General features: G+C 32.8%; 17 protein-coding genes and 2 tRNA genes. 7 read left to right on the forward strand and 12 right to left on the reverse strand.

The window, feature by feature from the left end; translation table 11 throughout:
- Positions 1 to 28: 28 nt before the first annotated feature.
- The 5 genes from C8C88_RS03885 to mutS all read right to left on the reverse strand — a co-directional run bounded on the left by C8C88_RS03885 (position 29) and on the right by mutS (position 3667).
- Positions 29 to 310, reverse strand: coding sequence for a GIY-YIG nuclease family protein (locus C8C88_RS03885; RefSeq protein WP_121336858.1), 282 nt, complete (start codon positions 308 to 310; stop codon positions 29 to 31).
- 95 nt (positions 311 to 405) lie between these two features.
- Positions 406 to 687 (reverse strand): GIY-YIG nuclease family protein, encoded by a 282-nt coding sequence (locus C8C88_RS03890; RefSeq protein WP_121336859.1) that lies wholly within the window; start codon positions 685 to 687, stop codon positions 406 to 408.
- Positions 688 to 737: 50 nt separating this feature from the next.
- Positions 738 to 823: transfer RNA gene (locus C8C88_RS03895), tRNA-Leu, on the reverse strand.
- Positions 824 to 838: 15 nt separating this feature from the next.
- Positions 839 to 911 (reverse strand) — tRNA-Gly (locus C8C88_RS03900).
- 149 nt (positions 912 to 1060) lie between these two features.
- On the reverse strand, positions 1061 to 3667 hold the full coding sequence (mutS, locus tag C8C88_RS03905) for a DNA mismatch repair protein MutS (RefSeq protein ID WP_199711390.1): 2607 nt from the start codon (positions 3665 to 3667) through the stop codon (positions 1061 to 1063).
- A 159-nt stretch (positions 3668 to 3826) separates the two neighbouring features.
- Between mutS and C8C88_RS03910 the strand changes: the two genes are divergently transcribed.
- The 4 genes from C8C88_RS03910 to C8C88_RS03925 all read left to right on the forward strand — a co-directional run bounded on the left by C8C88_RS03910 (position 3827) and on the right by C8C88_RS03925 (position 12046).
- On the forward strand, positions 3827 to 4276 hold the full coding sequence (locus C8C88_RS03910; protein WP_121336860.1) for a DUF1573 domain-containing protein: 450 nt from the start codon (positions 3827 to 3829) through the stop codon (positions 4274 to 4276).
- Between the two features lie 74 nt (positions 4277 to 4350).
- A complete protein-coding gene (locus tag C8C88_RS03915; protein WP_121336861.1) occupies positions 4351 to 4887 on the forward strand; it encodes an RNA methyltransferase in 537 nt (178 codons plus the stop codon).
- Between the two features lie 37 nt (positions 4888 to 4924).
- Positions 4925 to 9661, forward strand: a complete 4737-nt coding sequence (locus tag C8C88_RS03920; protein WP_121336862.1) for a T9SS type B sorting domain-containing protein — start codon at positions 4925 to 4927, stop codon at positions 9659 to 9661.
- Positions 9662 to 9733: 72 nt separating this feature from the next.
- Complete coding sequence (locus C8C88_RS03925) at positions 9734 to 12046, forward strand: T9SS type B sorting domain-containing protein (RefSeq protein WP_121336863.1); 2313 nt, start codon at positions 9734 to 9736, stop codon at positions 12044 to 12046.
- 3 nt (positions 12047 to 12049) lie between these two features.
- Here the strand turns inward: C8C88_RS03925 and folK are convergent, their stop codons facing one another.
- Complete coding sequence (gene folK / locus C8C88_RS03930; RefSeq protein WP_121336864.1) at positions 12050 to 13183, reverse strand: 2-amino-4-hydroxy-6-hydroxymethyldihydropteridine diphosphokinase; 1134 nt, start codon at positions 13181 to 13183, stop codon at positions 12050 to 12052.
- Positions 13184 to 13323: 140 nt separating this feature from the next.
- Between folK and sppA the strand changes: the two genes are divergently transcribed.
- Positions 13324 to 15084, forward strand: coding sequence for a signal peptide peptidase SppA (gene sppA, locus C8C88_RS03935; protein WP_121336865.1), 1761 nt, complete (start codon positions 13324 to 13326; stop codon positions 15082 to 15084).
- A 202-nt stretch (positions 15085 to 15286) separates the two neighbouring features.
- Positions 15287 to 17929 (forward strand): AsmA-like C-terminal region-containing protein, encoded by a 2643-nt coding sequence (locus tag C8C88_RS03940; protein WP_121336866.1) that lies wholly within the window; start codon positions 15287 to 15289, stop codon positions 17927 to 17929.
- Between the two features lie 53 nt (positions 17930 to 17982).
- Here C8C88_RS03940 and C8C88_RS03945 read toward each other — a convergent pair whose 3' ends face one another.
- Entirely contained in the window at positions 17983 to 18777 is a 795-nt protein-coding gene (locus C8C88_RS03945; RefSeq protein ID WP_121336867.1) for a DUF2797 domain-containing protein, read from the reverse strand.
- Positions 18778 to 18878: 101 nt separating this feature from the next.
- Between C8C88_RS03945 and C8C88_RS03950 the strand changes: the two genes are divergently transcribed.
- A complete protein-coding gene (locus C8C88_RS03950; RefSeq protein ID WP_121336868.1) occupies positions 18879 to 20402 on the forward strand; it encodes a GH3 auxin-responsive promoter family protein in 1524 nt (507 codons plus the stop codon).
- Between the two features lie 70 nt (positions 20403 to 20472).
- On the opposite strand, the gene serB is transcribed toward C8C88_RS03950, so the two are convergent.
- The 5 genes from serB to C8C88_RS03975 form a co-directional block, all read right to left on the reverse strand.
- A complete protein-coding gene (serB, locus tag C8C88_RS03955) occupies positions 20473 to 21708 on the reverse strand; it encodes a phosphoserine phosphatase SerB (RefSeq protein WP_121336869.1) in 1236 nt (411 codons plus the stop codon).
- 240 nt (positions 21709 to 21948) lie between these two features.
- Complete coding sequence (locus C8C88_RS03960; RefSeq protein WP_121338560.1) at positions 21949 to 22386, reverse strand: VOC family protein; 438 nt, start codon at positions 22384 to 22386, stop codon at positions 21949 to 21951.
- Positions 22387 to 22484: 98 nt separating this feature from the next.
- A complete protein-coding gene (locus C8C88_RS03965) occupies positions 22485 to 22898 on the reverse strand; it encodes a VOC family protein (protein WP_121336870.1) in 414 nt (137 codons plus the stop codon).
- Between the two features lie 11 nt (positions 22899 to 22909).
- Positions 22910 to 23320, reverse strand: coding sequence for an SRPBCC family protein (locus C8C88_RS03970; RefSeq protein WP_121336871.1), 411 nt, complete (start codon positions 23318 to 23320; stop codon positions 22910 to 22912).
- A 218-nt stretch (positions 23321 to 23538) separates the two neighbouring features.
- On the reverse strand, positions 23539 to 24588 hold the full coding sequence (locus C8C88_RS03975) for a Fic family protein (RefSeq protein WP_121336872.1): 1050 nt from the start codon (positions 24586 to 24588) through the stop codon (positions 23539 to 23541).
- Between the last annotated feature and the right edge of the window lie 34 nt (positions 24589 to 24622).

A 24622-nucleotide genomic window follows, 5' to 3' on the forward strand; every position in this document is an offset into this window, starting at 1 on the left:
AAGCTTCGGAGTTGAACCCCTTAAAACATCATAATTTATTTTGAATATCTACTAAAATATCCTGATTAGCAATCACTTTCTCCAAAAAAATGCTAGATTTCATTCTTTTTAAAAACTTCTCTAATCCATACGCTTTCTGACTAGATTCACATTCGAAGCTCAATCTTAACTCCCAAGGCGCTCCTTTTACAGTAAAGGCTTCACTATAAAACCCAGAATTATGCTCAATCAATCTTTTTTTGATATCATTCGTAGTCCCTACGTAATATCTGTCTAGTTTTTTTGAATGAATTATATAAATAAAATACATTTAAATTATTTAATAAAAAAAGCTCCAAACATAGTTTGAAGCTTTTTTAGTACTCAGAGCGGCTCCGAAGCTTCGGAGTTGAACCCCTTAAAACATCATAATTTATTTTGAATATCTACTAAAATATCCTGATTAGTAATCACTTTCTCCAAAAAAATGCTAGATTTCATTCTTTTTAAAAACTTCTCTAATCCATACGCTTTCTGACTAGATTCACATTCGAAGCTCAATCTTAACTCCCAAGGCGCTCCTTTTACCGTAAAGGCTTCACTATAAAACCCAGAATTATGCTCAATCAATCTTTTTTCAATATTATTCGTAGTCCCTACGTAATATCTGTCTAGTTTTTTTGAATGAATTATATAAATAAAATACATTTAAATTATTTAATAAAAAAAGCTCCAAACATAGTTTGAAGCTTTTTTAGTACTCAGAGCGGGACTTGAACCCGCACGAACATTGCTGTTCACTGGATTTTAAGTCCAGCGTGTCTACCAATTTCACCATCCGAGCATTATATGGTGTTTGAGCGAAAAACGGGGCTCGAACCCGCGACCTCGACCTTGGCAAGGTCGCGCTCTACCAACTGAGCTATTTTCGCATTTACAATTCTTATTAAAGAATCACGATACTTGTTCTGTATTGCGGATGCAAATTTAATACATTAATTCAATTACACAAGCCTTTTTTATAAAAAAATAGAAGATAAAAGTTAATCTTCTGATAACGTAAACTTTAAAAACAAAGAAACTATTTTCTAGTTAGCATTCTTTTAATTTCATTCAGTTTCATCAACGCTTCCATAGGTGTAATGGTATTAATATCGAGATTTAAAATCTCTTCTTTTATTTCTTCTAAAAGCGGATCATCAAGATTAAAGAAACTCATCTGCATTTCATCTTTAGCAGCTTTAATTCCGTTTAGAGCATCATTAGAATGGTTTTTTTCTAGTTTTTTCAATAGCTTTTGTGCCTTCAAAATGACTATTTGAGGCATTCCTGCCATTTTTGCCACATGAATTCCAAAACTATGAGCACTTCCTCCTTTTAAAAGTTTTCTAATAAAAAGAACGGTGTCTTTTAATTCCTTAACAGCTACATTATAATTCTGGATTCTAGAAAGCGATTCACTCATTTCATTCAATTCATGATAATGAGTAGCAAATAAGGTTTTAGGCCTTGAAGGATGCTCATGCAAAAATTCTGCAATTGCCCATGCTATAGAAATTCCATCATAGGTACTCGTTCCTCTTCCTATTTCATCAAGCAACACTAAACTTCGATCCGAAATATTATTCAAAATAGAAGCTGTTTCATTCATTTCGACCATAAAAGTAGATTCTCCCATCGAAATATTATCCGAGGCTCCTACTCTAGTGAATATTTTATCTACAATCCCCATTCTAACTCCATCTGCAGGAACAAAACTCCCCATTTGAGCTAGTAGTACAATTAAAGCCGTTTGGCGCAAAATAGCCGATTTTCCAGACATATTTGGCCCCGTAATCATAATTAACTGCTGCGTTTCTCTATCTAAGAAAACATCATTAGCGATATAAGGCATCCCAACAGGTAATTGTTTCTCAATAACAGGATGACGACCATTCTTGATTTCGAGTTCAAAAGTATCATCAATCTCTGGGCAGATGTATTTATTTTCAATAGCCAATTGCGTGAAAGAGCACAAACAATCTAACTGCGCTACTAAGCTAGCGTTCATCTGAACTGGCTTGATATAAGTCGCAATCCAACCTACCAATTGTTCAAATAAGTCAACTTCTATTTTGTGAATTTTTTCTTCGGCGCCAAGAATTTTAGTTTCATATTCTTTTAATTCTTCGGTAATATAGCGTTCCGCATTAACCAAAGTTTGCTTGCGAATCCATTCTTCAGGTACTTTATCTTTATGTGTGTTTCGAACTTCAATATAATATCCAAAAACATTATTAAATGAAATTTTCAAGGAAGAAATTCCCGTTCTTTCGGATTCCCGTTTTTCTATTCCTTCTAAAAATTCTTTTCCTGAAGTTGAAATAGCACGCAAATCATCTAATTCCGCGTTAATTCCCTTTGCGATAGCATTCCCTTTGGCAATAGCCACAGGCGCATCTTGATTTAAGGTTGTTTTAATTTTTTCACGCAATAAATCACAGCTATGCAAACTATCTCCAATAACTTTTACTGCTTCTTGGGCGCTTTCTAAAGCCAATGATTTAATTGGAATAATTGCATCTAAAGATTCTTTCAAGTACACCACTTCACGTGGAGACACTTTGCCTGCTGCAATTTTAGAAATCAAACGTTCTAAATCTGATATTTGTTTAATTTGATACTGAATGCTTTTTAGAACATCCTGATTTTCTTTCAAATAAGCCACTACTTGATGGCGACTTTGTATTTTAGCACTATCTTTCAACGGAAGTGCTAACCATCTTTTTAGCAAACGACCTCCCATTGGCGAAAGCGTTCTATCAATTACATCAAGAAGCGTAACCGCATTTGGATTATAACTATGATACAATTCTAGGTTTCTAATGGTGAATCGATCCATCCAAACATAAGCGTCTTCTGCAATTCGTTGTATAGCTGTTATATGTTGAACTCTATTGTGCTGCGTTTCGGATAGATAATATAAAACGGCTCCTGAGGCTATAATTCCTTCTTTTAATTCTTCAATTCCAAAACCTTTTAGAGATACCGTTTGAAAATGTTTCGTCAAGGTTTCTAGTGCATAATCTTCTTTGTAAATCCAATCTTCTAGGTAAAAACTATGGTAATCTTCCCCGAAAATTTCTCGGAAATCATTTTTATTATTTTTAGGAATTAAAACTTCGCTAGGATTAAAATTTTGAAGCAATTTATCAATATATTCTGCGTTGCCTTGCGCAGTAAGAAATTCACCGGTTGAAACATCAAGAAATGAAATTCCAATTGATTTATTAGTAAAATAAACAGATGCAAGAAAATTATTAGTTTTAGACTGCAAAACCTCATCATTCATAGAAACTCCAGGCGTTACAAGTTCTGTAACTCCTCTTTTCACAATAGTTTTGGTCATTTTTGGATCTTCGAGTTGGTCACAAATAGCCACGCGAAGACCTGATTTAACTAATTTTGGCAAATAGGTATTCAAAGAATGATGTGGAAATCCTGCTAAAGCAGTTTCGGTTTCTGAACCAGCACCACGTTTAGTCAATACAATTCCTAATATTTTGGAAGCTCTAACAGCATCTTCGCCAAAAGTTTCATAAAAATCTCCCACACGAAACAACAAACAGGCATCTGGATACTTCCTTTTTATCTCATTATACTGCTTCATTAATGGCGTTTCCTTAACCACTTTATCTTTAGCTGCCAAATTATCTATCTTTAAAAATTGAAAAAAATACGTCAGCGAATTTAAATATTTTAAAGTGAATAAAGAAGACTTCAAAAATTAAAATATTTTTAAGAAAATTTTAGGACGTCGTTTCTATATTTTATATAGATTTGTGAATAATTTTTAATTAAAATAAGGATGAAAAAAATAATTACATTAACTATGCTAGTTGTATTGGGAGTTATATCTGCTAATGCACAAGAAACTTCTAAAAAAACAAAAGCCCCATCAACTAAAGTTTCAACTCCGAAAGTAAACGGTGCAGGGATGGTTTTTGTAAGCGAAGTTATTGATTACGGAACTATTGCTCACAATGCAGATGGTAAACGTGAGTTTGTTTTTACTAATAATGGTAATGCACCATTAATCATTACAAATGCACAAGGTTCTTGTGGTTGTACAGTACCAACAAGTCCAAAAGAACCAATTGCACCAGGCGCAAAAGGAATCATTGGTGTAAAATATGCTACAGACAGAGTTGGCGCATTTACAAAAACAGTAACGATTACTTCTAATGCAGCTGGGCAACCAACAAAAGTTCTTACTATAAAAGGAGTAGTTTTAGCTGATGCGGCACCAAAAAGCTAAATTCAAAAAATAATATATTAAAAAAGCTTCCTTATTTTTAGGAAGCTTTTTTTTGTAACTATAATTTAAAAAATATGAGAAAGCTAGAAAACAGCGAGCTCGAAAGAAAATCTATTGAAGCATTCAAAAATTCAGAAAAAACACCACTCATCTTAGTATTAGATGACATAAGGAGTTTACACAATATTGGTTCTGTTTTCAGAACTGCAGATGCTTTTTTGATTGAAAAAATATATTTATGTGGTATCACGGCAACTCCGCCAAATAAAGAAATCCACAAAACTGCCCTTGGAGCAACTGAAACTGTAGCTTGGGAACATCATGAAAATGTACTTGAAGTTATTTCTGAATTAAAACAAAAAAAAATTACTACACTTGCTATTGAACAAGTAGAAAGCGCTTTTTTTCTTCAAGATTTTAAAGTTGAAAAAGAAAAAAAATACGCCTTGGTTTTTGGAAATGAAGTTCACGGAGTATCACAAGAAGCAGTTGCCTTATGTGATGGAGCTATCGAAATTCCTCAATTAGGCACAAAACATTCTTTAAATATTTCGGTTAGTGCCGGAATTGTAGTTTGGGATTTATTCCAAAAAATGAATTGGCCTAGATAATTTTTATTTGTATATAAAAAAATAATATTTTTATGAAATGAAAAAAACATTATTTTTTTTATTTATTATATTCAATATTCAAGTTAGCGCACAATGTTGGAAAACTGTAAAATCAGGAGATTTTCATACTCTTGGTATAAAAACTGATGGCACACTATGGGTTTGGGGCAGTAACAACTACGGACAATTGGGTGATGGAACAACCACAAATAAAAATATCCCAACAAAAATTGGCAGTTCTAGTGATTGGCAATCTATTTTCCCAGGAGAACTTTGCTCATTTGCCATTAAAACGGATGGTTCACTCTGGGCCTGGGGTATTAATGTATATGGAATACTAGGAGACGGCTCCATTATAGATAAACATATTCCTACAAGAATTGGAAATGATTATAATTGGAAATTTGTTTCAAATAATGCGTATAATACATTAGCACAAAAAAATGATAATTCAATCTGGGCTTGGGGATCAAATAGCAATGGTACATTAGGAAATGGCTCAAATACTGACAGTCAAATTCCTATTCAAGTAGGGAATGAAACAACTTGGAAATCAATTTCGGCAGGAGCCCTTTTTTCAACTGGAATAAAAAATGACGGCACAATTTGGGCATGGGGATCTGGTTACTATGGAGAATTGGGAAATGGAAATTTAGGAAATGTTAATACTCCAACCCAAATTGGAATCTTAAATGATTGGGCTTCCATTTCCGCATCATATCATACAATTTTAGCGAAAAAAAATGATGGCACTTTATGGGGCTGGGGATTGAACAAGTATGGAGAATTAGGTGATGGTACTACAAATCGAAGCAACTTCCCTAAACAGATAGGAACATCTTCAGATTGGGATATCATAGGCATTGGTCCTGGAAATTCTTATGGAATAAAAACGGATGGTACATTATGGACTTGGGGAGCTAACACAGCAGGACAATTAGGTAATGGTAATTTTAACAACAATTACAGCCCGAGTCAAATTGCAACCAATTTTTCCATTCAAGATATTTCGTTAGGAAACCTTTCGGCAACTGTTCTGACAACTCAAAAAGATTTATACAGTTGGGGAAGTAATGAGCAAGGGCAATTTGGCAATGGACAATTTTCAATTAAAAACAACACTCCTATTCTAATCAGTCAATGTCCACAAATCAACTCAAGCAACGCTCCTGAAATTTCAGCAATACCTAATCCTAATGCATATTGTCCCGGAAGTTTTACGGAAATAGTTAAGGATATAACTTTAACTGATCCCGATAAAATAACAACTGAGATTTACATCCAAATCTCATCAGGCTATGTAAAAGGGCAAGATCTATTAAAACTAAATAACCCTAGTTCACATCCAACAATTGGAGTCTCCTCATTTGATATAACTACAGGAAAACTAAGGCTCTATGGGATTGGCAACTCAACAACCTCAGCTGAATTTGAAGCTGCTATTAAAGATGTAGTTTTTAACAATTCCTCATTAACTCCGTCCGGAACACGTGGATTTTCAATTACAATTGGCCAAGCGAATTATTTACCCAGAAACAAACATTTTTATGAATATGTCCCTAAAACGGGTATTACATGGACCGATGCAAAAGCTGAGGCAGCTATAAAAACCTATTATGGTTTAAAAGGCTATTTAGCCACACTGACTGCTGCAGACGAAGCACAGTTAGCGGGAGCACAAGCGTCAGGAACTGGCTGGATTGGCGGAAGTGATTCTCAAACAGAAGGAGTTTGGAAATGGGTTACCGGTCCTGAAGCCGGAACTGTTTTTTGGAATGGAAGCATAAATGGGTCAACTCCAAATTTTGCTTTTTGGAATACAAACGAACCAAACCAAGCAGGCGATGAAGATTATGCTCATATTACCGCTCCTGGAATTGGAATTCCAGGATCTTGGAACGACCTGAAATTAGCAGGTGATTTAAGCGGAGATTATCAACCAAAAGGATATGTTGTTGAATACGGAGGAATGGTACCTGGTGACGTTGACAATATTAAAATTTCCACAAGTACTAGCTTGACAATAGCAAAAATTACAGCTACACCACCAAGTTCTATTTGCGCTTCAGGGACTACTACACTTCAAGCAACTTCAACCGCAGGAACAATAAATTGGTATAATACAAATGGTGATAATCTTGGAACGGGGAATAGTTTCACAACTCCTCAACTCTATACAACTACAACCTTTTATATTGATAACGGATGTACTCCAAGAACACCAATAACTGTAACTGTTGAACCATTACCTATAGCGAATACTGTCATAATTCCAAGGCAGTGCGATGACAATCAAGACGGGAAATTTACTTTTAACACTGCTGCTCTTGAGTCTACCTTATTAGGAAATCAAACAAACGTAACGGTTGCTTATTTTGACCAAGCTAATAATCCATTGAAAGATTCAAACGGAAATTTAATCACAAGTCCATTTCCTGCAAGTTTCTCAACAACATCACAAACAATAAAAGCTGTTGTAAAAAGCAACTCCCCTTTACACTGTAACAGTCAAACAACCATTTCGTTTATTGTTGACGATTTACCCGAAGCTTTTACCGTTCCTCAATCATTAACAACAGCATGTGATGACGAATCAAATCCATTAAATCAAGACGGAAAATTTGCTTTTGACACATCAACATTCGAAGCTACTATTTTAGGAAGTCAAACGGGAATGACAGTTACTTATTCTGATCAAAACGGCAGTCCATTACCAAGTCCGTTACCAAATCCATTTGTTACTGGAACTCAAAATATTTTAGTAACCGTTACAAATCCATTAAATACAAACTGCATCGCAACAACAACTTTAAATTTTGTTATAAATCCGCTACCCATTGCCAACGATATTACTATTATTCAATGTGATAGTGACTTAGCTCCAGATGGAAAAACTCTTTTTAATTTGACTGTAAATAATAATTTAATTTCTTCAAATTACATTAATGAAAATTTTACTTATTATACTTCTTTAGCTGGAGCAAATAGCGGTCTTTCGACAGATTTAATTTCAAATGACTTGGCTTTCGAAAACACTACACCTTCAATAATGGATATTTGGGTTAGAGTCACCAATAAAATTACAGGCTGTTATAGTGTTGCCAAAATAACATTAAAAGTTCCCGCTACTAATCTTCTTTCTACTTATACAGTCACTGTCCCTCCTGTTTGTGATGATTTTTTAGACGCTGTTAACAATAACAGAGATGGAATTGCAACTTTTGATTTCTCTTGGACAAAAGTTACAATACAAAACGAACTACCTACAACAAGTCAAGCATATACTATAAATTATTACAAAAACCAAGCAGATGCCCTAGCTGAACTTAATGCCATTACAAATATTTCAAATTACAGAAATATTGGTTATCCTAACTCACAAGACATTTGGGTTCGAATAGAAAGTAGCCTTGATAATGCTTGTGTGGGTTTAGGTCCTTATATTACTTTAAAAGTTGAAGCCTTGCCTTTTGCAAATCCTGTTATAATACCAAGACAGTGTGATGACAATCATGATGGAATATTCACTTTTGATACCGCTAATCTTGAATCTACTTTATTAGGAAATCAAACAAACGTAACGGTTACTTATTTTGATCAAAATGGGGACATGTTACCAAGTCCATTTACAAGTTCTTTCACAACCACTTCTCAAACTATAAAAGCCGTTGTGACTAATAATTCAACTTTACAATGCTACGACGAAACAAGTATTTCATTTATTGTAGATGATTCACCCGAAGTCTTTGCAGTCCCTTCTGCCTTAACAACTGCCTGTGATGACGAAGAAAATCCTTTGGACCAAGACGGAAAATTTGATTTTGACACATCAACTTTTGAAGCAACTATTCTAGGGGGTCAGACGGGAATGATTGTTAGGTACTACGACCAAAATAATATTGAATTACCAAGTCCATTACCCAATCCATTTACAACCGAATCTCAAAATGTCACTGCCAGCGTTGAAAATCCTTTAAACACAAACTGCTATGCCACTACAACCTTAAATTTTGTTGTAAATCCTCTTCCGAAAATTAATTTGAATACTAGTGGTGACGAAAATGAATTAGTCTGTTCTAATCTTCCAAGCTTTTTTGTCCAACTCGATGCAGGAATTCAAGATGGATCTGCAACGAATAATTACGATTATATTTGGTCAAAAGACGGAAACGTTTTAACAAGTGAAACAGCACCAACATTACAAGTAAATGCAGAAGGAACTTATACAGTAGAAGTAACAAATAGCTATGGCTGCAGCAGAATTCGAACCATAAAAGTTACAGCTTCAGACGTAGCTAATATTGAAAGTATTGATATTGTAGATTTAACGGATATCAATACCGTTACTGTAAATGTTACAGGAAAAGGAGAATACGAATTTAGTATTGACGACCCTAATGGCTTTTGGCAAGACTCTAATTTCTTTAATAATGTACCCGCAGGAATTCACGACGTTTATGTCAAAGACAAAAATGGTTGTGGTGTAGTTAGTCAAACTATTGCGGTTATTGGAGCACCAAAATTCTTTACACCTAACAATGATGGTTATAATGATTATTGGAGTGTAAAAGGAGTAAACGAAACTTTCAATTCAAAATCAACACTCTACATTTTTGACCGATACGGAAAACTAATCAAACAATGGGTTCCGCTTTTAGATCGAGGTTGGGATGGTACTTACAACGGAACGCCTTTACCTTCAGACGATTATTGGTTTACCCTAAAACTAGAAGACGGAAGAGAAACAAAAGGTCATTTTTCACTAAAAAGGTAAATTTTAAGGTGATATTACAATAAATTATATTTTATAAAAGTATTAATCTAAAAAAATCACCACTTTTACAAAATGAAAAATGCAGTTTTTTTAAGAATAATACTACTAGTACTATTTTTTAGTGCTAAAACTGCATATGCAACTAATTGTGATTATTATTCAAAGAAAGTTTTTATTTCAAATGTAGAAGATACTATTAATTACCAATCATCTTCTTTTTTAAAAAAAATTAAAACTACATCAACTGATAATATTCTTCCAATAATTAAGGCCGTAGGAGATCAGGTATATTGCCCACAAACCTCCATGAATATTGTTACTGATATTACTATAACTGATCCTGATAATATAAGCACAGATGCAATCTATATTCAAATTTCAACTGGATATAATGATTCACAAGACGTATTAACCCTCACTGGATTGCATACTACAATAAATTCTAATTGGGATTTAGCTACTGGAAGATTAACTCTGACAAGTTCAACACCAGATATTCCGGTAACTTATATTGATTTTATTAAAGCAATTAAAGATGTTGTTTATACAAATTCATCTAATAAACCAACAGGAAACAGAACCTTTTCAATTAGTACCGATAAACTTAGTTATTTGCCATCAAACCAGCATTTTTATGAGTTTGTTCCAAGTATTGGAATTGCTCCAAATTTAGGAATTGATTGGGGTGTCGCAAATGACTTGGCTAATGCAAGAACCTACAACGGATTAAAAGGATATTTAGTAACTATTTTATCTGCAGATGAAAACCAAATAGCTGCAACTCAACAATCAGGAACAGGATGGATTGGAGGATCTGATATAGGAGAAGAAGGAGTATGGAAATGGATGACCGGCCCCGAAAAAGGAATTACTTTTTTTTACAATCTAGAATCTACTCCTGCTCCTGGAATATTTGCTTCTAATCCACACGGTATTGGTTCAACTACCAACTATGTCAATTGGAATAGAAGCAGTCCAAACTGGTATCTTGGAATTCCTTATTATGAACCCAATGATATTTATAATTTATATAGAGAAGATGAAGATTATGCTATTATTATAGATAATAATGGCAAAGGAACTAAGGGATCTTGGAATGATATCAATTACTATGGCGAATCATTTGAAGGCTCGCAACAAGCTAATGGATTTATTGTAGAATATGGTGGAATGCCTGGTGATCCAGAAATACAGATAGCAACAAGCACCTCAATTACTATCCCGCAAATTACAAGTACAACCGAATCAGCAACCTGTGGATCTGGCAGTTTAACTTTACAAGCAAGTTCTAATTTAGGAACAATTAATTGGTTTGAAAATAAAACTGGCGGAACTCCTTTAGCAACAGGCACTACTTTTACAACACCCAATATTTCAAAAAGCACCACGTATTATATAGATACTGAATATGGATTTTGCGCAAAATATTCTACACGAACTCCAGTTACAGCAACTATTTATAATATCCCTGTAATTACAACTACTAATTCTAGATTTACTTTATGTGGACCCGGAAGCATAACCCTCGACGCAAAAACAACGGAAGGAACAATATATTGGTATAGCGAGCCAACCGGAAGTAATTTAATTGCGGTAGGAACAAGTATAACAAGAGATATTGCTGTAAATACAACATTTTATGTAGAAGCTGTAAATAAAAATTGTACAACTGGAACAAGAGTTCCTGTGGAAGTAGTTGTCTATAAACTACCCATTATTCCAGACGAAAAATTAGTTATTTGCAAGTCAAACAAACTAACTATTGACGCTAAAATAGCAGAAATAGGAATGACTTATTTATGGTCAACAGGAGAAAGAACACAATCAATCGAAATTTCTAAAGACGGCGTATATACTGTAGATATTACTCGTCCAGCTCCTGAAAGTTGTACCGTCAGAAAAACAATAACTGTCATTGAAAATCCAGATCCAATAATAGAATCAATAGCCGTTGATGGGACTATAGTAACGATAATTCTAAAAAATCCTGCTATTTATTATGAGTATTCAATAGATGGTATCAATTATCAATCATCAAATGTTTTTCTAAATTCACCTGCTGGTCTTCAAACTGCATTTGTAAGAGAAACAAATGGTTGCAGCAATGTAACTGAAAATTTTATAGTACTAAGTATGCCTAAATTTTTCACTCCAAACAATGATTCTTATAATGATTTTTGGGAAGTAAAAGGTTTAAATAATTATCCTGAAGCTATTGTTACTATTTTTGACAGATATGGAAAACTGATTACGCAACTTGATGCTTCCTCTCCAAAATGGGACGGAACATTTAACGGTTTGCTTTTGCCTGCTGATGATTATTGGTTTACCCTAAAACTGGAAGACGGAAGAGAAACAAAAGGTCACTTTTCGTTGAAAAGATAATTTCTAAGTTATTTTCTTTTGGATTTCATCTAAAATATAAAGGTAATCCTCGTGCTTATTTACAAAATCTCGATTAGAAACATCAATAATCAACACATTCAAATCCGTTTGAGATTTAATATAATCCAAGTATCCAGAATTAATTTTATCTAAATATTCGGCAGGAATGTTCTGCTCATAGCTTCTGTTTCTTTTCTTTATATTTTGCAAAAGCCTTTCTGAATTTTGATACAAATAAATATACAAATCGGGTTTTGGCATTTCTCTGTATACAATATCAAACAATGTGCGATACAATCGAGATTCATCTTCCGCCAAAGTAATTTTGGCAAAAATCAAAGATTTAAAAATATGATAATCAGCTACAATAAAATCCTTAAACAAATCAAATTGAGCCAAATCGTCTGACAATTGTTTGTATCTATCCGCTAGAAACGACATTTCAAGTGGAAATGCATATCTATTTTGATCTTCGTAAAATTTTGGTAAAAAAGGATTGTCTGCAAAACGTTCCAATACTGTTTTAGCATTAAAATCTTCCGCTATTTTTGTTGCCAAAGTGGTCTTGCCAGCACCAATATTTCCTTCAAAAGCAACATAATTAAACTGTTCTAAAGGAATTTTTTCTAAAGGGGCTTTCAAATTTTGAACCATTTCACAAACACTTTCATCTGGAGTTATTGCAATCAATTCAGGTATGGACTTATTCAAAACAGGATGTACCCAATCTAGATTCAAATCTTGCATAGGCAGCAAAACAAATTTTCTGTTCTGTAGCAAAGGATGTGGAATTTGGAGACTTTCCGTATCAATAATTTCAGCATCAAAAGCAATCAAATCAATATCAATAATTCGGGATTGATAGCCTAAATCTAAATTTCGAACACGCCCCATTTTTTTTTCAATTCTTAAAGCTTGCTCTAAAATTAAATGAGAAGTATGGGAGGTATGCAATACTAAAGCGCAATTATAAAAAGCTTCACTATCAAATCCCCAAGAAGGTGTTTCATAAACTTTTGAAACTTTAACTACGGTACCAATCTCTTGATGAATCAATTGTATACAACGCTCAACGTTTTCCAAACGATTGCCTTGATTTGTCCCTATCGATAAAATGACCTGATGTTGTGATTTCATAATTAGATGCAAATTAACTAAAAGTATTTTAGAATTAGCAATATATTTGTAGGGTCTATTTGTAATTAAATAAAGAGTTTTTAAACCTAATAACGTGTAACAATTCAAACTCCTTTGTTACTAATTAAAAAAATATAATTATGAAATTTTTAGGAAACGTATTAGCAACAGTCATTGGTATTTTTATTTTTTTGATGCTATGCTTATTTGGGATTGTACTAATAGGAACTATTTTTGGAGGAGAAGCGGAGGGTGTTGAAGTAAAAGGAAATTCAGTTATCGAATTAAATTTAGAGGACGTAAAAAACGATTATGCTGGAAAATACAAAGATCCTTGGATGACTATTTTTGCAGACAAAAAACACATAGGCCTCACTGATGTTATACATGCCATCGAAGAAGCAAAAACCGACAATAATATCAAAGGAATCTCAATACTAAACGACGATTCTCCGTTAGGAATGGCTCAAAGCAAAGCATTACGTGATGCTCTAGAAGATTTCAAAAAATCAGGAAAGTTTATAATGGCCTACGCCAATTCTTTTTCACAAAAAGAATATTATTTAAATTCTATAGCCAATACCGTTTATTTAAACCCTGTTGGCGATATGGATTTCAAAGGATTATCCTCAGAAGTTATGTTTTTCAAAGACCTTCAAGAAAAATCTGGCGTAAAAATGGAAGTAATTCGTCATGGCAAATACAAAAGTGCTGTGGAACCTTTTCTTGAAAATAAAATGAGTGATGCTAATAGACAACAAATCACAGCATTGTTAAATTCCATCTGGATTTCAGTTACAAATGACATTTCAAAAAGCAGAAATATATCTGTCGCTAAACTAAACCAGATTGCAAATGGTCTTTTGGCAAGAACACCGCAAATGGCAAAAGCACAAAAATTAGTAGATGTTGTTGCTTATGAAGATGTGTACCATGCCGCTATTAAAAAAGCATTAGATGTTGATTCTTCAGAAGATTACAATAAAGTATCCATTAGAGATTACACCATAAATAGCACTACAACTTCAAAAATATCAGATGCTAATGACGAAATTGCCATTATTTATGCACAAGGAGAAATTCAAAGTGGAGAAGGTGATGTCAATGTTATTGGAGAAGGTTCCATGCGAAGATCGCTTCAAGAAGCAAGAAAAAATGACAAAATAAAAGCAGTTGTGCTTCGTATTAATAGCCCTGGTGGAAATGCTTTAACATCAGATTTAATCTGGAGAGAAGTTGAATTGACAAAAAAAGTTAAACCAGTTGTGGTTTCTATGGGGAATTATGCTGCTTCGGGCGGATATTATATAGCTTGTAACGCAAACAAAATTTTTGCCGAAAATAACACTATAACTGGATCGATAGGTGTTTTTGGTATATTACCTAATTTTAGTCAGCTTGCTACAAAAATAGGTATTCATGTAGAACAAGTAAAAACACATGAAAATTCAGCAAACTATAGTCCTTTTGTCCCTTTGGACGAAAAATTCAAAGCCGTAACGCTTGAAGGTGTTGAACATATTTATAGAACATTTGTCACTCATGTAGCAGAGGGAAGAAAAATGACTTTTGCGCAAGTAGACGCTATTGCTCAAGGACGAGTTTGGACTGGTGCTGATGCTATAAAAATAGGACTTGTTGATAAAATTGGCGGTTTAGATGACGCTATTAAAGAAGCTGCTTCTCTGGCAAAAATAAAAACCTACAGCACTCAAAACTTTCCTGAATACGAGAAAAATTTTGATGATATTCTAGAAAATCTGCCTTTTGCAAAATCAAAAGAAGCTTTTATAAAAGAAGAAATTGGCGAGGAAAACTATTTGGTACTAGAACAAATAAAAAGAATTCAGACACAAAAAGGAATTCAAGTAATCATGCCTTTTACAATTACGATTGAATAAAAAGCAATATCACTGATACAAAATCCGTTTGAGTATGTACTTAAACGGATTTTTTTTTTCAAAAAAGTTCCAAAGTAAACTTAAACAAAAAACAACAGTCGTATTTATAAGAAAATTACGAATATTTTATCTTTTTATTTTAATTTTATACCGATTAAGGCAAGGTTTTTGAAAACAAGTTAACTATATAAAAAACAAAATTATGCTAAAGAAAATCTTAAAAATTACAGGAATTATCATTCTTATAATTGCCGCCTCATTATTTGCCATTCCTTACTTTTTTAAAGACCAAATAAAAGCGAAGATTGCAGATGCAATTAATAAAAATGTAGATGCCAAAGTTAGTTTTGCAGATGCGGATTTAAGCTTGTTCAAAAATTTTCCAAACGCAAATGTAACCTTAGATAAGTTAGTCATCATAAACAAAGCTCCTTTTGAAGGTGACACATTAGTTTCGTTAGGCGAATTGAATTTAAAAATGTCGATTAAAGAACTTTTTAAAGGCAAAAATGAAGCAATGAATATTGACGGAATAGCTTCAAAAAACGGTTTAATCAACATCATCTTCAACAAAGATGGAATCGGAAATTATGATATTGCTTTGAAAGATGACAAATCCAAAGATGATAGTAAAAGCAGTCCTCTATCTTTCAAAATTCAAAATTATAAAATCGAGAATTTCAAGTTTAAATATTTTGACGAAAGTTCAAAAATAAAAATGGTAATCGACAGCTTGAACCATGAAGGAACTGGAAATTTTGCAGCACAAAAATTAGATTTGGTCACTAAATCTACTGCGAAAATATCATTAGATATGGACAAAGTTAATTACATGAAAAACGTTTCTTTGACTCTGGATGCTGTTTTGGGCATTGATTTAGAAAAAAGCCAATACACCTTCAAAGAAAACAAAGCATTAATCAACCAATTGCCATTAGAATTTGATGGTTTTATTCAAATGGTTGAAGCAGGCCAACAATATGATTTGAAATTTAAAACACCAACTTCGTCTTTCAAAAATTTCTTGGGAGTTATTCCTGCAGCTTATGCAGCAAGTTTGGATGATGTAAAAACAACCGGAGATTTTGTTGTTAAAGGTTTTGCAAAAGGACTGTATTCCGACACTACTGTTCCAAAATTCAAAATTGAAATTGCTTCTAATAATGCTTCCTTTCAATATCCTAATTTACCAAAATCAGTTCAAAATATTATTATTGATACTAAAATCATTAATGAAACAGGAATTCTGAATGACACCTATGTAAATCTAGACAAACTATCTTTCAAAATAGATCAAGATGTTTTCAATGCCAAAGCTAATATCAAAAATGTAACACAAAATGCCATCGTTGATGCCGCTTTAAAAGGCACCATCAACTTAGCCAATCTTTCCAAAGCATATCCAATAAAGTTAGACAAACCATTGTCAGGAATTTTAAAAGCAGATGTAACAACAAAATTTGATATGCAATCCGTTGAAAAAAGTCAATATCAAAATATTAACAATGCAGGAACAATGAGTTTGTCTGGATTTAACTATGTGGACGAAAACGGAAAAACAATGAACATCAGTAATGCCTTAGTTCAGTTCAATCCAAGTCAGATTAATTTGAAACAATTTAATGCAACAACTGGGAAAAGTGATATCAATGTAACAGGAGTTTTAGAGAATTTTTATGGATTTGTATTTAGAAATCAAGAACTGAAAGGAAACTTCAATATGAATTCTAAACAATTAGTTGTAAGTGATTTTATGACAACTACAGAAGCTTCTAAAACTGAGCCGAACGGCAGCGAACAGGCAAAACAAACCAAAAAAGCAGATGCTATGAAGATTCCTGCTTTCTTAAATTGTACGCTTACCGCAAAAGCGACTACGGTTTTGTATGATGATTTGACTTTGAAAGATGTGTCTGGAAAACTAATTGTAAAAGATGAAAAAGTAACATTAGAAAACGTAAAAACATCCATTTTTGGTGGAATAATTGGAGTAAATGGTGCCGTTTCTACAAAAGGAAAAGTACCCGTTTTTAATATGGATTTAAATTTAAACCAAGTAGATATTGCGCAGTCTTTTAATCAACTTGATATGTTGAAAAAAATAGCACCAATTGCCGGAATCATAAACGGAAAGTTAAATTCAACCATCAAATTAAACGGAAATCTTGATGCAACAGAATTAACTCCTGATTTAAAAACACTCACAGGTGATTTATTAGGGCAGTTATTATCTACAACTATAAATTCTAAAAACTCTACATTATTGACCGCTTTGAGTTCTAATGTCAAATTTATTGATGTAAACAAACTCAATTTAAATGATTTGAAAGCTGCCATAACATTCAAAGATGGAAAAGTCAATGTAAAACCATTTAACATAAAATACCAAGATATCAAAGCAACAATTGGCGGCTCCCATGGTTTTGATCAGAGCATGAATTACAATGTCAAATTTGACGTTCCAGCGAAATATCTAGGTTCAGAAGCCAATGCATTAATTGCTAAATTATCTCCTGCTGATGCTGCCAAATTAGAAAATCTCCCTATAAATGCTGTTTTGACTGGAAACTTTACGAATCCAAAAATCACAACTGACATGAAAAGTGCCGTCAACAATCTGACCTCTCAATTGGTAAAACAACAAAAAGAGCGATTGGTAAAACAAGGAACTTCTGCTTTGACAGATTTTATAAATAAAAATAAAAAACCAAGCGATACTACAAAAACAGCAGCTCCTTCAACAAAAGAAGAAACTACGAATGCCGTAAAAACAAAAGCTGCTGATTTGTTAAATGGATTTTTTAATAAAAAGAAAAAAACAGAAGAACCTAAGACAACACCTTAGATTACATCTAAACCAAAAAAGCCTAAAAGTTTCAAAATCTTTTAGGCTTTTTTTTATATATTTATCGTTACCACATATCCTTCAGAACCGCGAATATTAAAAACTGTTCCGTCTTCAAAAAGAAGATATTGCCCTTTAATTCCTTTTAGTTTCCCTTGAAAAGAAGGCGTTTTGTCTAAGCTTAAACTAGCTACTTTATTAGGATATGCTATAACAGGATATTGCATTTCATACAAATCATTCTTTTGCGAATAGAAATACTCCTGAACTTCATTTGGAATTAAGTTTTCTACTTTCAATCTTTCGGCTACTAAATCTACTGTTTCAATACTATTTGTTAGCATTTTACGCCAATTCGTTTTATCAGCATAATGATCTTTAAGTGCTACTTCTGTAATTCCTGCTAAATATCTATTAGGTACTTCCACTATTGAAATTGCTTGAGTTGCACCTTGATCAATCCATCGTGTTGGCACTTGTGTTTTTCTAGTCACTCCAACTTTTATTTCGCTAGAAAGTGCCAGATATACTATATGAGGCTGCAATTGTACTTTTTGCTCATACGCTAAATCTCTATCCTGAATACCCAAATGAGCTGTGCTTAACTCCGGTTTCATAATCCAATCCCCTACTGCTGGACTTGAATAAAAACAGTCGTAACAAAATCCTTGACGGAAAATTTTCTTTTTCTTTCCACAATTCAAACATTGAAATCCCGCAAAATTGATTTCTATTTTTTTATCCAACAGTTGATTCATATTCAAAAAACTATTCTCAAAAACCAGATAATATTGAATAGGATTTCCAAATTCAGTTTGCATTTTAGTAAGGACACCTTCGTAAGTCATTATTTTAAAGTTTCAGGTTTAAAGTTTCTAGTTAAACAAAATTTGTTATTTTTGGTAAAGTTATAATTCATAACTCATAATTCATAACTCATAATTTAAAAATGCCTCTACCAATAATTAATTCATTTGCATCATGGGTTCTGAAACAACGGATTCATCAAATTGAGCTTTTCTTGAAATATCCAAATGAAGTTCAGGAAGAGTTGTTAATGAACTTAATTCGTGCATCCGAAAATACAGTTATTGGATTACAATATGATTATGCATCTATAAACTCCTATCAAACTTTTTCTGAAAGAGTTCCTGTTTCAACTTATGAAGAATTACAGCCTTTAATTGAAAGAACTCGAAAAGGAGAGCAAAATGTTTTTTGGGAAACACCCATAAAATGGTTTGCAAAATCTAGCGGAACTACTAATGCTAAAAGTAAATTTATTCCCGTAAGTAATGAGGCCTTAGAGGATTGTCATTATAAAGGAAGCAAGGATTTATTGTGCATGTATCTCAACAATAATGAAGATTCTGAGTTGTTTTTAGGGAAAAGTCTTCGCCTTGGTGGAAGTTCACAGATATACGAAGACAACAATACTTTTTTTGGTGATTTATCGGCTATACTAATTGAAAACATGCCTATTTGGGCTGAATTCAGCAGTACTCCAAGCAATAAAACATCCCTAATGAGCGAATGGGAATCCAAAATCGCTGCGATTATAAATGAAACTAAAACAGAAAATGTAACCAGTTTTGCTGGAGTTCCTTCTTGGCTTTTGGTTTTAATGAATAAAGTTTTAGAAGAAACAGGAAAAGGAAATCTATTCGAAATTTGGCCCAACCTAGAAGTTTATTTTCATGGCGGTGTAAATTTCGAACCCTATCGAGAACAATATCAAAAAATTCTACCCAAAAGCGATTTCAAATATTATGAAATTTACAATGCTTCGGAAGGTTTCTTTGCCATTCAGGATTTAAATAATTCCAGTGATTTGTTGTTAATGTTAGATTACGGCATTTTCTATGAATTTATTCCAATGGACACTTTTGGCACACCTGACCAAAAAATTATTCGTTTAGCCGATGTAGAACTTTTCAAAAATTATGCCTTGGTGATTACTACTAATTCTGGTTTATGGCGTTATTTAATTGGAGATACTGTGCGTTTTACTTCATTGAAACCCTACCGAATTCGAGTTACAGGAAGAACAAAACACCATATCAATGTTTTTGGTGAGGAATTAATGGTCGAAAATACGGATCAGGCAATTGCCAAAGCCTGCCAATTCACACAAACAGAAATTGTTGATTATACTGTAGCTCCTGTTTTTATGAAAGAAAAAGAAAAAGGGGCGCATGAATGGATGATTGAATTCAAGAAAAATCCAACTGATATTGGTGCTTTTCAAAAAATACTGGATCAAACATTACAATCTTTAAATTCGGACTACGAAGCGAAGCGCTACAATAACATGACTCTGAATCCATTAATCATAAATATTGCACGAAAAGATTTATTTTATGATTGGTTAAAAGAAAGAGACAAACTAGGTGGACAACATAAAATCCCTAGATTATCAAACCAAAGAGATTATTTGGAACAACTAAAAAGCATGCAGTTTCAAACCATATAAAAATGAAAAAATAAAAAAGACCGTCTGAAAATGATTTTCGGACGGTCTTTTTATTTTATTTCACTATTTACTACTCTTGCATCATATCAATATGTCTGTCGTGGTAGCCTAATAAATATAAAATACCGTCAAGACCTAAACTAGAAATGGAAGTGGCTGCATTTTCTTTCACTGTCGGTTTAGCATGAAAAGCAATTCCTAAACCTGCTAAATTCAACATAGGTAAATCATTTGCACCATCACCCACCGCAATGGTTTGGTTGATGTGAATCCCTTCTTTGTCAGCAATTGCCTTTAGGTATTCTGCTTTCTTTTGGCCATCAACAATTTCACCTATATAGTTGCCCGTTAATTTACCATCTTTAATCTCTAATTCATTAGCAAATACGTAATCGATTCCTAATTCCTTTTGTAAATAATGACCAAAATAAGTAAATCCACCTGATAGAATAGCCGTTTTATATCCGTAATATTTTAAAGCTCTCATCAAGCGATGCGCTCCTTTTGTTATAGGTAAATTAATAGCAACATTATGCAAAACATCTTCACTCAATCCTTCTAACAACGCCATACGTTTTTTGAAGCTTTCGCTGAAATCAATTTCTCCATTCATAGCTGATTCCGTAATTGCTCTTACTTGTTCACCTACTCCTGCTAATTCTGCTAATTCATCGATTACTTCTGTTTGGATTAAAGTAGAATCCATATCAAAACAAACCAAGCGTCTGTTTCGTCGATACATGTTATCTTCTTGAAAAGAAATATCTACATCTAATGTTCTGGAAATTTCCATGAAACTAGCCGTCATCAATGCTTTATCTTCAATGGTACCTGTAACGGATAATTGCACACAAGAACGAGGATAATCTTCTTTTTCAACCACCGAAGTTCTACCTGTCAATCTGATGATAGAATCAATATTCAAATTCTGATTGGACATTATTTTAGTCACAGCTGCCAATTGTTTCGCCGTTAAAGTTTCGCCCAAAACATTAATAATGTAACGTTGTTTGCTTTGTGCTTTTACCCAAATTTCGTAATCAGCAATAGAAATTGGAATAAACTTAACTTTAATTTCTAATTCATACGCTTTAAACAATAAATCTTTTAAAACTGGCCCAGAAGAAGACCCCGCTTTTATTTCGAATAAAATTCCTAAAGATAAGGTATCATGAATATCTGCTTGTCCAATATCTAAAACAATGGCATCATAAGTCGCTAATATAGATGTTAAACCAGCAGTAACTCCAGGTTTGTCTTGTCCAGAAACTTTTAATAAAATAACTTCTTTATCTTCTATAGCCATTTTTGTCTTATATTAATTTGAGTAGGCAAAAATCGGCAATCTATTGCTGATAAAAAAGAATATCCTATATTTTTTCACAAAGAGAAAATCAAGATTCAAACCTTATAGTTAATCCCTCAGAAATTTTAGATAGTATAATACTCCGCTATAAAAAAACCTTTTCCAGAATTGAATTCCAGAAAAGGTAAAATTTAAAAAATCTTAATCGAATTTTAGACTAGATTTTCATTTGTTCCAATACTAATTATTTTCGTTTTCATCAAAATTCACCATCCAATGGATTCCAAATTTATCTGCAAACATACCGAAATAAGCTCCCCAAAAAGTTTGATTCATTGGCATAGTAACTGATCCTCCTGCAGAAAGTCCATTAAACAATTTATCCGCTTCTTCTTTACTTTTAGCATTAATTGAAAGTGAAACATTCGCCCCAAAAGCAACTTCCCCACTTGCGGAATTACTATCGCTACCCATCAATACATATCCATCACTTATTGGTAATGTAACATGCATAATTCTATTCCCATCTTCTTCAGAAAGTATGGGATTTCCTTCTGCTGGTGGCATATCATTAAATCTTCCGATATAAGGGAATTCCCCACCAAATACAGATTGATAAAACAGAAATGCTTCCTCGCAATTTCCATTAAAAATTAAATACGGATTAATTGATGCCATAATTTTATTTATAAGATTACTATTTTCTTTTTTAGAAACATTCTTATCGATTGCAAATTCCAATGCAATCATTTTGCTTTTTTAATGGACTTAAAAAACTACTGCTTTGGTATTTTACTAAAATCCATATACAACATGTTCCAGCGGTGACCATCTAAATCCGAAAAACCACAACCGTACATCCAACCTTGATTTTCAGATGGTCTAGCAAAAACGGTGCCTCCAGCCTCTTCTACTTTTTTTGCAAATTCATCTACTTCTTCCCTACTTTCTGCATCAATAGAAATTAGAATTTCAGAACTTGACTGCGTATCTGTAATTTTATTTTTAACAAAACCTTCAAACATTGATTCTTCAAAAAGCATGACGACAAAATTACTTGCTCCAACTAACAAACATGAGGAATGTGGTGTGTCCTGCTGTTCATGGAAAGAAAATCCAATCTTAGTAAAAAACTCTTTTGATTTCGCCACCTCTTTTACGGGTAAATTAAGCCAGATTTGTTTTGTCATTTTATTTGTTTTTAAAAAGTAGAAGTTTCAACATATTTTTTAAAATTATCCAAGATTGCCTGCCAACCTTGTTGTTGTAATGCTTCGGAATTTTCTGTTTCAGGGTCGAATTTTTCTGTAAGCATTACTTTATTTCCATGATTTTCGAAAGTAATTTTTACTTCTCTATCATCAGCAAGTTTGTATTCAATTAAAGAATGATTTATCACAGTTGTATAAATTCCTTCAAAATCAAAACTCATTGTTCCCTCTTTTGAAGCCATCGTATATTTGAATTTCCCTCCAACTCTCAAGTCATTTTCTGCAAAAGGCGTATGCCAATCTTCAGAAGCATTATTCCATTTCATGATGTGTTCTGGAACCGTCCATAATTCCCATACTTTTTCAATTGAAGCGTTTATTGTACTTTCTACTGTTATCATTTTAAATTTACTTTTTGAATTTCCGAATATAAATTTACAAAATATTTAAAATTGGCTCTCTATTGAAATCAAAATATAATCCATAAAAAAACCTGCTCAAAGGAATGAACAGGTTTTATATTTTTTAGAAAAGATTACAATCAATCCTTATCAGAACTTCAATTATGATGCAATTTCCAATCGTTTCAATAAATTTTTATTCAAGCTAATGGTCATAATTAAAAATAGGTTTTTACTGCAAATTCAAATTGTTCTATAAATATTTTCTTAAAAGCGCTAATATTATTTTGTTCATAAAAAACAAGCATTGCTTTTTTATAATCAATAGAATCTACAGTTCTAAACGATAACGGACAGTATTTATTATGCATCAAAATAGCATTGCTAATTATTCTTGCTGTACGCTTATTTCCATCTGAAAAAGGCTGAATATAAGACAACAAAACTAAGGCTAACAATGCCTTTTCAAAAATATTATCTTTAGCATTAATAAGGTCGCACATGTCATTTAATGCCTCTTTTATTTGAAATTCATTATCTAAAGGCTTATAATTTGTTCCCGAAATACCCACTCTTCTATTTCGGATATTTCTATCGATACCTAAACCTTCTATGAGCAGGCTGTGAATATCTTCTATTCGTGAAACTGTCAAAGGATTTACATAATCAGGATTATCTAAAATAAAATCTAATGCCGCTTTATGATTCAACAACATAACAGCCTCATCTTTAGTTTTACCTGCTGCTGTTTCTTTCTCTTTTAATAATCTTTCTGTTTCTAATAATGAATAGGTATTGCCCTCTATTTGGGAAGATTTCCAACTTAAATCAATGGCTAACCTCTCAAATTCTTGATTATATTCAACTGCAGTCAATTTTAAAGTGTTTTCACTAAAATCATTTTGCAGATGGGATAATTTTATAATTTCATCATTAGTAAATAACGAAACGGTAATCAGGGTTTCTTTAATTAAATTAAAACTAAACCCCTCTTTTATTTGCCTTTCATCAATTTCTTTTTCAAAATAAGTTTCAATATCTATTGGAAAAAAAACATCTAAGCCTTCACTTATAGAATATTTAGTTGCTTTTCCTCTTCCAGTTGTTACAATAAAATTCTGGAGTAATAGTGTTGCAATAGTTCTTTTAATAGTTGCAAAAGCTACTAAAGTACCTAATCCTTCATGAATCTCTTTTGACGAACTATTGGGATGTTTACTAAGATAATCTAAAATCCCTTTTCCTAAATCGAATTTAAACTTTGCCATAAATCTTACTTTGAGCTCACAAATTTAAAAAATA

The organism is Flavobacterium sp. 123, assembly GCF_003634825.1.
Classification (GTDB): domain Bacteria; phylum Bacteroidota; class Bacteroidia; order Flavobacteriales; family Flavobacteriaceae; genus Flavobacterium.

What these genes read in the sequence shown, in the direction of transcription:
- C8C88_RS03885 (WP_121336858.1), bottom strand. Translation starts at nt 310, where the DNA reads ATGTATTTTATTTATATAATTCATTCAAAAAAACTAGACAGATATTAC.
- C8C88_RS03940 (WP_121336866.1), top strand. Translation starts at nt 15,287, where the DNA reads ATGCTAAAGAAAATCTTAAAAATTACAGGAATTATCATTCTTATAATT.
- C8C88_RS03910 (WP_121336860.1), top strand. Translation starts at nt 3,827, where the DNA reads ATGAAAAAAATAATTACATTAACTATGCTAGTTGTATTGGGAGTTATA.
- serB (WP_121336869.1), bottom strand. Translation starts at nt 21,708, where the DNA reads ATGGCTATAGAAGATAAAGAAGTTATTTTATTAAAAGTTTCTGGACAA.
- folK (WP_121336864.1), bottom strand. Translation starts at nt 13,183, where the DNA reads ATGAAATCACAACATCAGGTCATTTTATCGATAGGGACAAATCAAGGC.
- sppA (WP_121336865.1), top strand. Translation starts at nt 13,324, where the DNA reads ATGAAATTTTTAGGAAACGTATTAGCAACAGTCATTGGTATTTTTATT.
- C8C88_RS03890 (WP_121336859.1), bottom strand. Translation starts at nt 687, where the DNA reads ATGTATTTTATTTATATAATTCATTCAAAAAAACTAGACAGATATTAC.
- C8C88_RS03960 (WP_121338560.1), bottom strand. Translation starts at nt 22,386, where the DNA reads ATGGCATCAATTAATCCGTATTTAATTTTTAATGGAAATTGCGAGGAA.
- C8C88_RS03965 (WP_121336870.1), bottom strand. Translation starts at nt 22,898, where the DNA reads ATGACAAAACAAATCTGGCTTAATTTACCCGTAAAAGAGGTGGCGAAA.
- C8C88_RS03950 (WP_121336868.1), top strand. Translation starts at nt 18,879, where the DNA reads ATGCCTCTACCAATAATTAATTCATTTGCATCATGGGTTCTGAAACAA.
- C8C88_RS03925 (WP_121336863.1), top strand. Translation starts at nt 9,734, where the DNA reads ATGAAAAATGCAGTTTTTTTAAGAATAATACTACTAGTACTATTTTTT.
- C8C88_RS03945 (WP_121336867.1), bottom strand. Translation starts at nt 18,777, where the DNA reads ATGACTTACGAAGGTGTCCTTACTAAAATGCAAACTGAATTTGGAAAT.
- C8C88_RS03975 (WP_121336872.1), bottom strand. Translation starts at nt 24,588, where the DNA reads ATGGCAAAGTTTAAATTCGATTTAGGAAAAGGGATTTTAGATTATCTT.
- C8C88_RS03970 (WP_121336871.1), bottom strand. Translation starts at nt 23,320, where the DNA reads ATGATAACAGTAGAAAGTACAATAAACGCTTCAATTGAAAAAGTATGG.
- C8C88_RS03915 (WP_121336861.1), top strand. Translation starts at nt 4,351, where the DNA reads ATGAGAAAGCTAGAAAACAGCGAGCTCGAAAGAAAATCTATTGAAGCA.
- C8C88_RS03920 (WP_121336862.1), top strand. Translation starts at nt 4,925, where the DNA reads ATGAAAAAAACATTATTTTTTTTATTTATTATATTCAATATTCAAGTT.